This is a genomic window from Brachyspira sp., assembly GCF_029258575.1.
In the GTDB taxonomy this organism is placed as follows: domain Bacteria; phylum Spirochaetota; class Brachyspiria; order Brachyspirales; family Brachyspiraceae; genus Brachyspira.
The window spans coordinates 1-9,426 of record NZ_JARHYI010000076.1; the positions used below are offsets into that span (position 1 = coordinate 1).

The following is a 9,426-nucleotide window of genomic DNA, read 5'->3' on the forward strand; positions in this document are numbered from 1 at the left end:
TATATTTAAATTACTTTCCACTATCACCTTGCATCTTCTCTCATGCACATCTCTAAAAAAATATCCAACTCTAGCAACTACATAATCATTTTTTTTATTTCTTTATTTGTAATACTATTCTCTAAAAAAAATAATAAAGATTTCTTTGACATAATACCTCTGTAATAATTATTTTTTATTTTTAAATGCACTTTGTTCAACTTTTCCCACCGAAAAAAGTTGTAAAAAGTGCATTTTTAATTTTAATCAATATTATAAAATAACTATTTAATAATAATTAAGACAAACTCAAATCTATTTTACAGAATCCGTAAGGGTTAGAAGCTACTGTGCATCTCTTTGTTCTTGTTCTCCATAAATTATTACCTAATATATCAACCTCTCTTATATCATGATTTAAATATACTACCTCTTTTATTGAAGCCATATCCAAAATATTAGAAGAAGTTGTAAACATATAAATTGATGAACCTGTCCATATATCGGTAAGATTCTCTAATTGATATTTCTGTTCAACCTCATGATCATCAGCAACTCTAAATGCTGTTCCTACAACTGTAATTCCGCTTGTTACTGCATTAAAAATATCAGGTCTGAATGCCTTATATTTTCCATTAGCATTATTTCCTATCATTGATATATAATTAGAAAATAATCTGAATAAGCCTTGAAGTTTTATATATACATCTATTGGTATAACTATATAAAGTTTCTGTCCGTTATCCTGAAGTTCCATTTTATCATTAAACAAATTTCCGCCTACTGCATAATTCAAATATTTTGCCAAATCTATAAATGAAGAAAAGAAATTATCAATATCAGCCTCAGTCCAAGTACTTATAGGTTTTGCCGTTAAATCAACAGTATTAGTACTTCCATAAAGAGAAGCATCAGTAACTTTTGCAGCAAGATTTCTCTCTCTTAAAAGTCCTAATCTTGAAACTAGTTTTTGTGCAATATAATTAAAAATTTCTTCTCCTGCCTTCTTCTCATCTCTTGCATAAAGCTCATTAATTTCTTCTATTCTATTTATATCTATGCCTATATAATATTCTTCAGGCTCCATTTTGAAAACTCTAGCCTCATGTTTAGGATACTCATTAAAAATATTTAAATCTCCCAATGAAGTACCGCCGTACATATTTTTAAGATTGAAAGCAGTATTATCTAAATCTCCTCCAATGGCTCCCTGAGAAACGCCTACAAAAATTTCAGGTATATATTTACTCACGAAATTAGTTTGTCCCATATATCTAGGCATTTCTTTATTGATTATAGGAAAAAGTTTATTTTGTATATTTTGTAAATTAGGTATGCTCATTTGAAACTCCTATTGTCGCTAATCATAAACTTGCTTTTAATTAGGTGATAATTAAAATTATCACTTGCTTGTTTATCACTGTTTGTTGTTATGCCACCTGTAAGGGTAGCTTTCGTTTTAAAGCTGTTAAATAAATTTGATACTTACTTCTGCTGACTATATTTTATGTATGATAGTAATAATAAAATAATGATTAAAACTATAAATTTAATTTTTTATTATACAGATTTCAAAAGTATTTCTGCATAATTGCTTCCACCTCTTATCACTATTCCATTACCATGTCCATCTAATGATTTTTTGAATCCTTTATCCGATGCTGTTACTATATCGCCTGCAGCAACACTTTCAGCTGTAACGGCATTTACTATTCCGTCATAACAAACAGATATCATATTTGATTTTAATTTTAAATCCTTATAAGAAAAAGCATCTTCCAAAGCAACACCTACAAATACATTGCCGTCACTGTAAAGTGAGAAAACCCCTTTTCCATTTTTATTTTTTATTGTTACAGGAAAACCTTTTTTAGGAAGATTATTTTCATCGCTGTGAATTCCTGCTTTTATTATAGAACCTTGTGCCACTATAGACTCCGTTTTATATAAAAAATTAGATTTGTTCAACTTTTTCCCATCGCAAAAAGTGCAAATAAAAAACATACTAATTCCATTTTGATAAATGCAATATCTTACGGCAGTCAAATTGAAAATATAAATTTATTGTTACAAACTTAAAATTATTTAATATAAATATTATTTAAATAGTTTTGCTATCTCGCTGTACTTATTTTCTTCGCTTAATGCCGATAAATTGATTTTCTCTCCGCTTCCTATTCCTATAGGTACTAAATCATTTCTCACTATTGATATTATTTCATCTTTACTAAGTCCTGCCTTAAAAAGTTTTCTAGCCTTTGTATATGTAGAGCTTTCTGATTTTGAAGAGCATCTTACAGCATTCTGACTTTCAGCATATTCATTGCACCAATCTCCGTAGGTTACAGCTGAAAGATTTAATTCTTTATTATTATCTAAATTATTTAAATTTTGTTTGTCAGTATTATTATTTTCTTTTTTATTATCTTCTTTACTATCCTCTTTCAATTTATTTACTATCATGTCAATAACTATATTTTGAATGTCATCATCATTTTTAAACAAATAAACAAATTCCGCTCTTGCCTCTTTTTGAACTTCCTCCTCTTCACTTATTAATTTTTCTAATACATTTTTTAATTTCTGCATATACTCTCCGTTAATATTTTCTTCATTATTACTTATAATTGCACTAGCACAAAGTAAATCAACATTACGGCTTGCAGGATATTCCACTGCAGCAACGGCCTTGATTTCGCAATTCTCCCAGTAAATAAAATTTTCATCTTCATAAGATTTTTTTCCCACCATCTCAATAGAAGGATAAAAAGATTTTTTCTATGTTATACTCTCATCAAACCATTCTATAACAGCATAAAGCCCTATAGCCTCATTATCTTTTTCTAAACTTACAACTTTTCCAATAGCCTCTCTTTCTTCATCTTCTTTATGCCCTTTATAGACAAATATTTCTACAGTTCTGTTTTCAAAAGATTTTATCAGCTCATTAATATTTTTTTCTGTGATTTTATTGGTTTTAGTTTCAGCAAAAGTATTTTTTGAAATAGGTATATACTGCTTGAAACTGTCTCCCAAAATTTTATATTTTTTCTTTAGCATACTATCTCCTTAATATATAATTTATTTAATGATGGTTTATTTATATTTACCATTAATAATACAGAATATAAATACATCTGTATATCTATATATCTATAATAAAAAATATAAGTGATTATAAGTAGAAACTTAATTTTTTTTATTTTTTCCTACAAAAATATATACTTTACAAAAATATATACTTTGCTATAATCAAATTATTATGAATGAAAATAATTGTATTAATTTCTTATCAAACTTTATATCTTATTATTCTCAGTATAAAAATAATTTATTAAACTATTTAAAAGACTTTATTCTTGAAAAAGAAAATATCATAAATGAAATAAATAAAGGGAAAGAAAAATTAGCTCCGCAAATAAATATTATCAATTTATTAGAAGCATCAAGAATTGAAATTCCAAATAGTTTTTTATTATTTAATCTCTTTAATACATCTTTCAAAGAAAATAATATAGAAATAAATTTTGCAAAAATATTTTCTAAATACATAATAGAAAATAAATGTAAAAATAAAAAAATAAAAAATATAAATGATATTAAAGTCTATAAAGAATTTAGTATACCAAAAGGAAGAATTGATATATTAATTCAATCTAAAAATTTTGAAATAATTATAGAGAATAAAATTGATGCTGATGACGGAGAAGAACAATTAAAATTATACTATGATAATAGAAAAACTCAAATTGATGAAAATAAAATATTTATAGTTTATTTAACTCCAGATGAAAGAATACCTTCTAATAAAAGCATTGATGATGAATTAAGAGAACAATTGGAAATAGAAAATAGAATATGCTATTTATCACATAATGATATAGCAAAGTGGATAGATAATATTTTAACAGAAACAGAATACAATTTCTTAAAAGAAAATGATAAATATCAATCAATATATTCTTCATTGATACAAATAAGAGATAATGAAAAAATTATAAGCAATACCACAGAGGAGGACAATATGGAAAAAGCAGTTATTAGAGAATTTGTAGAAAAAATACTTTCTGCTAATAAAGATATAGATATTACAAAATTATCTAATATAAAAGAAATGAAAAATTTATTTGAAAATGCTGCGTTAGTATTTGATGATTACAAAAAAGAATTTTATAAAAATATAGTAAATGAATTAAATGATTATAAAATTGGACATGAATCTAATTACGAAAAAATATTAGAAAATGATAATTGGTATTTTCGTATAGATATAAATACTAATCTATTATTATATATAAATCTATTAAAAGAAAAATATAATATACAATATTATACAGAAAAAGATACATCAAACGATAAAACATTTATAAAATTATGTGAAATTTTTGTAGAATTAAAACCAATAAAAAATTGTGATAATTGGTATATTTCCAAAAGTAATGACATTATTTTTTACAATGAAAATAAAAGCTACAAGGAAATAGCTGATGAAATAAGAAAAATTGTACAAAAAATAGAAGAAGTAATAAAATAAATATATTATATAACAATATTAGAGTTATAATTATTACAAAAAATTATAAAATAAAAAAGGCTCAGTAAATTAATACCAAGCCTTTTTATATTAATTGTTAATTTAAAAATTAATTGCCGTAATTATTAATTATAGATTCTCTTAACTTTTTAAATTCAGAAACTCCGTCAGCCATAAATTTTTCTAATTTACTCCTATCCTTATAGAAATTTGATTTATCATATAATATATAACACATTATAGTATTCATTAATTCTTCTTCATCTATATTGTCCCAATTGATAGCTGTATTTTTTTCTTTTAATATTCTTTCAACTATAATATGAGCTAATTCATGTGCTACAACACATCTTTTTTCAGGAATTGTCATATTTTTATTTATGATTATAATATCTACATACGGATCTTCATCTGGAGACAAAAAACCATAACTACTGATATTTTTCTCTTTTATAAAAATTTTATATAAAGCTATATTTAATATTCTAAAATCTCTATTATTTAGAATATCGCCTTGTTTTTCTTTTTCTTTCAAATGTTTTCTAAAATCAGATTGTCTATTTTCAAGAACTATATTTTCTATTGCACTCTTCCAATGAGAAATTGTTTTTTTGTTTCACTATAAACATTATTATATCCGCATTTGTACGCTATTTCTTGTAAATTTAATTTAGACATACAAAATTAAAATCCCCTGTACATTCTAACTTCTTCATCTAAAAACATTACTAATATATCATTATATTTTTTTTCTAATGATATATTACCAAAATATTTTATAGCTTTAGAATTGCAGGCTTTTGTAAGAGCATCTATTTTAGTTTCATAATCATCTTCTTTTATACCCAAAGAATCAAAGTATGCATTCACTTCTTCTTCTGTAGTGCATTTCTGCAATTCTTCTTTGCTGAAAAGTTTAACTGCCATAAATGCCTCCTTAATTTTTTATTTAATTCAATTACTAAAAATAACTTCTATATATAGTATATACAAAGTTAAATTATTAAGCAACTATAATTTATTATAAAAATTAATTATTATTCTCTATAGAATGAGAAATTCTGAAATAATCACATTCGCCTGAGAGCCTTAAACTTTTGAAATTCAAATCAAAGTATCTTTTTATAAAACTATTATTTATATAATTGATTATACCTGACACTATATCGCTTGCCATAAGTAAAGCATTATCCTGAGTTAGTTCTGCTAATGATTTAGTAGCTCCTTTGTTTAGACCAAGTGCTTTAATATCCACACCCTTATTTTTGAATAAAGCTGAAAGCATACTATCTCTAAAATTATACCATTCATTAGCGTCAATACTTTCTATCTTTTCTATTTTGCCGTACTTGGAAATAAAAATTCCACCGCTGTTATTTATGAAATTTCTTATTTCTCTTTCTGCTTCTTTTCTCTTACTATCATTAAGCTCTGTATTAGCTATGAAATTAAAACTATGCTCACCTATATTTTTTAAATTGCGGTTAAAACTATTATCCATAGATTCCAAAATTTGCCAAAGAGAATATGCACTGTATAAGAATGGTTTTCCTATAATATCACCTTCAATACTTCCATAACTTGCATATCCTGCTAATCCTAAATCAAAATCTATATCAACAATACTGCCCTCATCATAATTTGAATAGCTGTTAAAAATTCCTTTGTGTCTTTTTATAATACTTATACTTTTTATTTCATCAATATCATTATCATTAAAATTAAATCTGTATATTGAAGAAGGATCATAATATTTAAATCCTCTTAAACCGTCAAGTTTTCCTTTAAATCCGTAAGTACTAGCAGGCATAACTTCTAATTTAGGAGTAAAAAAACAAAAACCATAAACTAAAGCATTATAAGAAACATTGACTATTAAATTTTTAAGTCCTCCTGATCTTTCAAATTGACTTACAAAAAAGTTATATGCATTATTTATTCTTTCTTTATCTTCGCATTCTTTTGGTATTTCTATAAAATAATTAAATGAATTAAAAACTCCTCTATAAAATTGAAGTATAGGCTCAAGATAAATAGAACTTTCCATTCTCTTACAGGTTAATGCCCATTTATAAGGAAAAGAAAAATCATCGCTTTCATCTCCCCTATTCTCTATAACATTGGGTATGCCTGAATTATAGTTACTTGTTGATATTCTATTCAGTTCATCATTTAATTTTTCTATTTCTCTATTTTTATCTTTCAATTTATTATCATACTCTTCAATAATTTTTTCTATTCTTGATTGATTTTGTTGCACTTCATTATTTATCATAAATATAAATCCTTAATTAATAATTTTATTTATTAATTTCTATTATATATAAAAAATATAAGTGATTATAAGTTTAATAAAATAGTGTTAAAATAATATTAAGTATTAAAAGAGAATAAAATGACAATTTCAAAATATAAAAAATATGATTATGTAAATATAGTTTTAAATATGATATCTTGAATAAATTCTTTATAAAAATAGCCTACATTCATGTATAATAAATGCAGGCTTTAATTATAAATCATAAATTAATTATTAAAAAATATTTTTCACTATTATAGTTTCATCTCTACTTGCACCAACTGATACAATAGATATATCTGTTTCAATAACTTCGCTTAATCTCTTTAAATATTTTTTAGCATTTTCTGGAAGTTTATCGTATTCTCTTATCTCTCTAGTGCTAGTTTTCCAACCTTCAAATTCCTCATAAATAGGCTCAACTTTAGAAAGTATATCTAAATCTGCAGGATAGCCTTCCAATATTTCTCCATTATATTTATAGCCTACACATATTTTTAATTTATCTAATTCATCTAATATATCAAGCCTAGTAATAGCAATAGAATCAAGCCCATTAACATAAGAAGCATATTTTACAACAAATGCATCAAGCCAACCGCATCTTCTAGCTCTTCCTGTAACAGTACCATATTCTCCACCTTTATCTCTTATAAACTGACCTATATCATCAAAAAGCTCTGAAGGAAAAGGTCCTTCCCCAACTCTTGTGGAATAGGATTTAACAACACCTATTGCATTATCAATCTTTCTAGGACCTACTCCTGAACCTGTACAAGCACCTCCTGCGGCAGGATAAGATGAAGTTACAAAAGGATAAGTTCCATGATCCAAATCTAACATAGTAGCCTGAGCACCTTCAAAAAGTATATTCTTTTTTTCTTTGATGGCTTTATTTAATATTGTGGTAGTATCTGCTACATAGGGCTTTAATCTTTCAGCATATCCTAAATATTCTTTTAAAAGCTCATCATAATTAATGCCTTCATGATTATAAAGTTTTTTTAGAAGCTTATTCTTAATCTCAACATTAAATTTTAATTTATTAGCAAAAGTTTCTTTATTCATTAAGTCAACTATTCTTATCCCCAAGCGGCTAGCCTTATCCATATAGCATGGACCTATTCCATTTTTAGTAGTTCCTATTTTATTTTCTCCCAAATCCTCTTCCTGCATCTCATCTAATATTTTATGATAAGGCATTAAAACATGTGCTCTGTCTGATATTTTTAAGTTAGACATATTAACTTTTTTTTCTATGAGAGAATCAATTTCTCCTAAAAAAACTTTGGGTTCAATTACAACACCATTCCCAATAATGCATACTTTATCCTTATGAAGTATTCCAGAAGGAAGAAGTCTTAATTTATATTTAATATTATCAACTACAACAGTATGACCTGCATTGCTTCCGCCCTGAGAACGTACAACATATTCACATTTATTCGCAAGATAATCAACTATTTTACCTTTACCTTCATCACCCCATTGAGTACCTACAATAATTACTGAAGCCATTTTTAACTCCTTAATCTATTATTAATAATAGATGTTTTATAGCAATATTATTTTATTTAAATATTATACAAAACACACAATGGCTATTATATTAATTTTTTCTAAGAATTTCAAGCTGATTTGATTAGAAATTTCTATTTATAATAATGTTATGAAATGAAAATATTTACAGGACTTTTCTATGAAGTACATAATTTTATTTTTTACCTCAACTTTTTACCAATACCATAGCAGATTTTTTCAAGTTGCAAAAAGACTAATATTAAAAATATTATAAACTATATATTATTTTAATATTTTCATAGGGAAAAATAACAACAAAAAAATTGACAAACTTAAGAAAAATTCAGTATATACTTTTTTATACTTTGGGCTTTGCTCAACTCCCAGTTCTTTTATTGGTATAAAAGAAGCAAAAGAACTGCATTTGAAGAAGTTCTACTATATATGTAAGTTTCATAAAATAAGAATACAAAATTAAAAACTTAAAAGTTTAAGCATGTAATTATAAATTCTTAATGCCAGTAAACTTATTTATTATAATCAATACCATGTTAAAAATTATACAAAAGTTCAATTTTAAAATACCAAAATCAATTATATATTGTTTTAATATTTTTATAATGCTTTATAATTAATTATATTTTAATGTTAAAAAATATTTTTGGATTATTTATGACTGAAGAATTAAAAACAAAAATACAAAAACTAATAGAAGAAAAACATTTTGAAGAAGCAATAAAACTATGTGATGAAGCCATTGAAAAAGATGATAAAGATGAAGATGCTTATTTTTTTAAGGGAAATTGTTACTTTGACTTAAAAAATTATAATAAAGGAATAGAGAATTTAACTAAAACTATAGAACTAAATCCTAATTATGAGAAGGCATATTTTAATAGAGGACTCTCAAAATCATATTTGAAAATGTATAAAGAAAATCAACTTATTTACAATAAAGAAAAATCCAAATATGCAAGTAATATTATTGATTTAAATGATTTGAATAATCCTAATTATAAAGCAGAGTTAAAAGAAGATGATAAAAAAGAAGATATGATTAAATATGCATTTACAAAAATATTTGATTATACTA

At 24.9% G+C, this 9,426-nt stretch carries 10 protein-coding genes; 2 read left to right on the forward strand and 8 right to left on the reverse strand.

What is annotated here, in order from left to right; genetic code table 11:
- Positions 1-277: 277 nt before the first annotated feature.
- From Q1J76_RS06105 to Q1J76_RS06120, 4 genes are all read right to left on the reverse strand, one after another.
- A complete protein-coding gene (locus Q1J76_RS06105) occupies positions 278-1,321 on the reverse strand; it encodes a phage capsid protein (RefSeq protein ID WP_300368355.1) in 1,044 nt (347 codons plus the stop codon).
- Between the two features lie 218 nt (positions 1,322-1,539).
- Positions 1,540-1,908, reverse strand: a complete 369-nt coding sequence (locus Q1J76_RS06110; protein WP_367182088.1) for a phage capsid protein — start codon at positions 1,906-1,908, stop codon at positions 1,540-1,542.
- Between the two features lie 168 nt (positions 1,909-2,076).
- A complete protein-coding gene (locus Q1J76_RS06115; protein WP_300368361.1) occupies positions 2,077-2,730 on the reverse strand; it encodes a hypothetical protein in 654 nt (217 codons plus the stop codon).
- 27 nt (positions 2,731-2,757) lie between these two features.
- On the reverse strand, positions 2,758-3,039 hold the full coding sequence (locus Q1J76_RS06120) for a hypothetical protein (RefSeq protein WP_300368363.1): 282 nt from the start codon (positions 3,037-3,039) through the stop codon (positions 2,758-2,760).
- Between the two features lie 202 nt (positions 3,040-3,241).
- Here Q1J76_RS06120 and Q1J76_RS06125 point away from each other — a divergent pair, with 202 nt between their 5' ends.
- Positions 3,242-4,513, forward strand: a complete 1,272-nt coding sequence (locus tag Q1J76_RS06125; RefSeq protein WP_300368365.1) for a PD-(D/E)XK nuclease family protein — start codon at positions 3,242-3,244, stop codon at positions 4,511-4,513.
- A 109-nt stretch (positions 4,514-4,622) separates the two neighbouring features.
- Here Q1J76_RS06125 and Q1J76_RS06130 read toward each other — a convergent pair whose 3' ends face one another.
- The 4 genes from Q1J76_RS06130 to Q1J76_RS06145 all read right to left on the reverse strand — a co-directional run bounded on the left by Q1J76_RS06130 (position 4,623) and on the right by Q1J76_RS06145 (position 8,330).
- Entirely contained in the window at positions 4,623-5,048 is a 426-nt protein-coding gene (locus Q1J76_RS06130; protein ID WP_300368367.1) for an ImmA/IrrE family metallo-endopeptidase, read from the reverse strand.
- 149 nt (positions 5,049-5,197) lie between these two features.
- On the reverse strand, positions 5,198-5,440 hold the full coding sequence (locus Q1J76_RS06135; protein ID WP_300368371.1) for a hypothetical protein: 243 nt from the start codon (positions 5,438-5,440) through the stop codon (positions 5,198-5,200).
- 103 nt (positions 5,441-5,543) lie between these two features.
- On the reverse strand, positions 5,544-6,788 hold the full coding sequence (locus Q1J76_RS06140; RefSeq protein WP_300368373.1) for a phage capsid protein: 1,245 nt from the start codon (positions 6,786-6,788) through the stop codon (positions 5,544-5,546).
- 258 nt (positions 6,789-7,046) lie between these two features.
- Positions 7,047-8,330: an adenylosuccinate synthase gene (locus tag Q1J76_RS06145; RefSeq protein ID WP_300368376.1), complete on the reverse strand. Its 1,284-nt coding sequence runs from the start codon at positions 8,328-8,330 to the stop codon at positions 7,047-7,049.
- Between the two features lie 675 nt (positions 8,331-9,005).
- Here Q1J76_RS06145 and Q1J76_RS06150 point away from each other — a divergent pair.
- A partial coding sequence (locus Q1J76_RS06150) for a tetratricopeptide repeat protein (protein WP_300368378.1) occupies positions 9,006-9,426 on the forward strand: 421 nt, incomplete at its 3' end.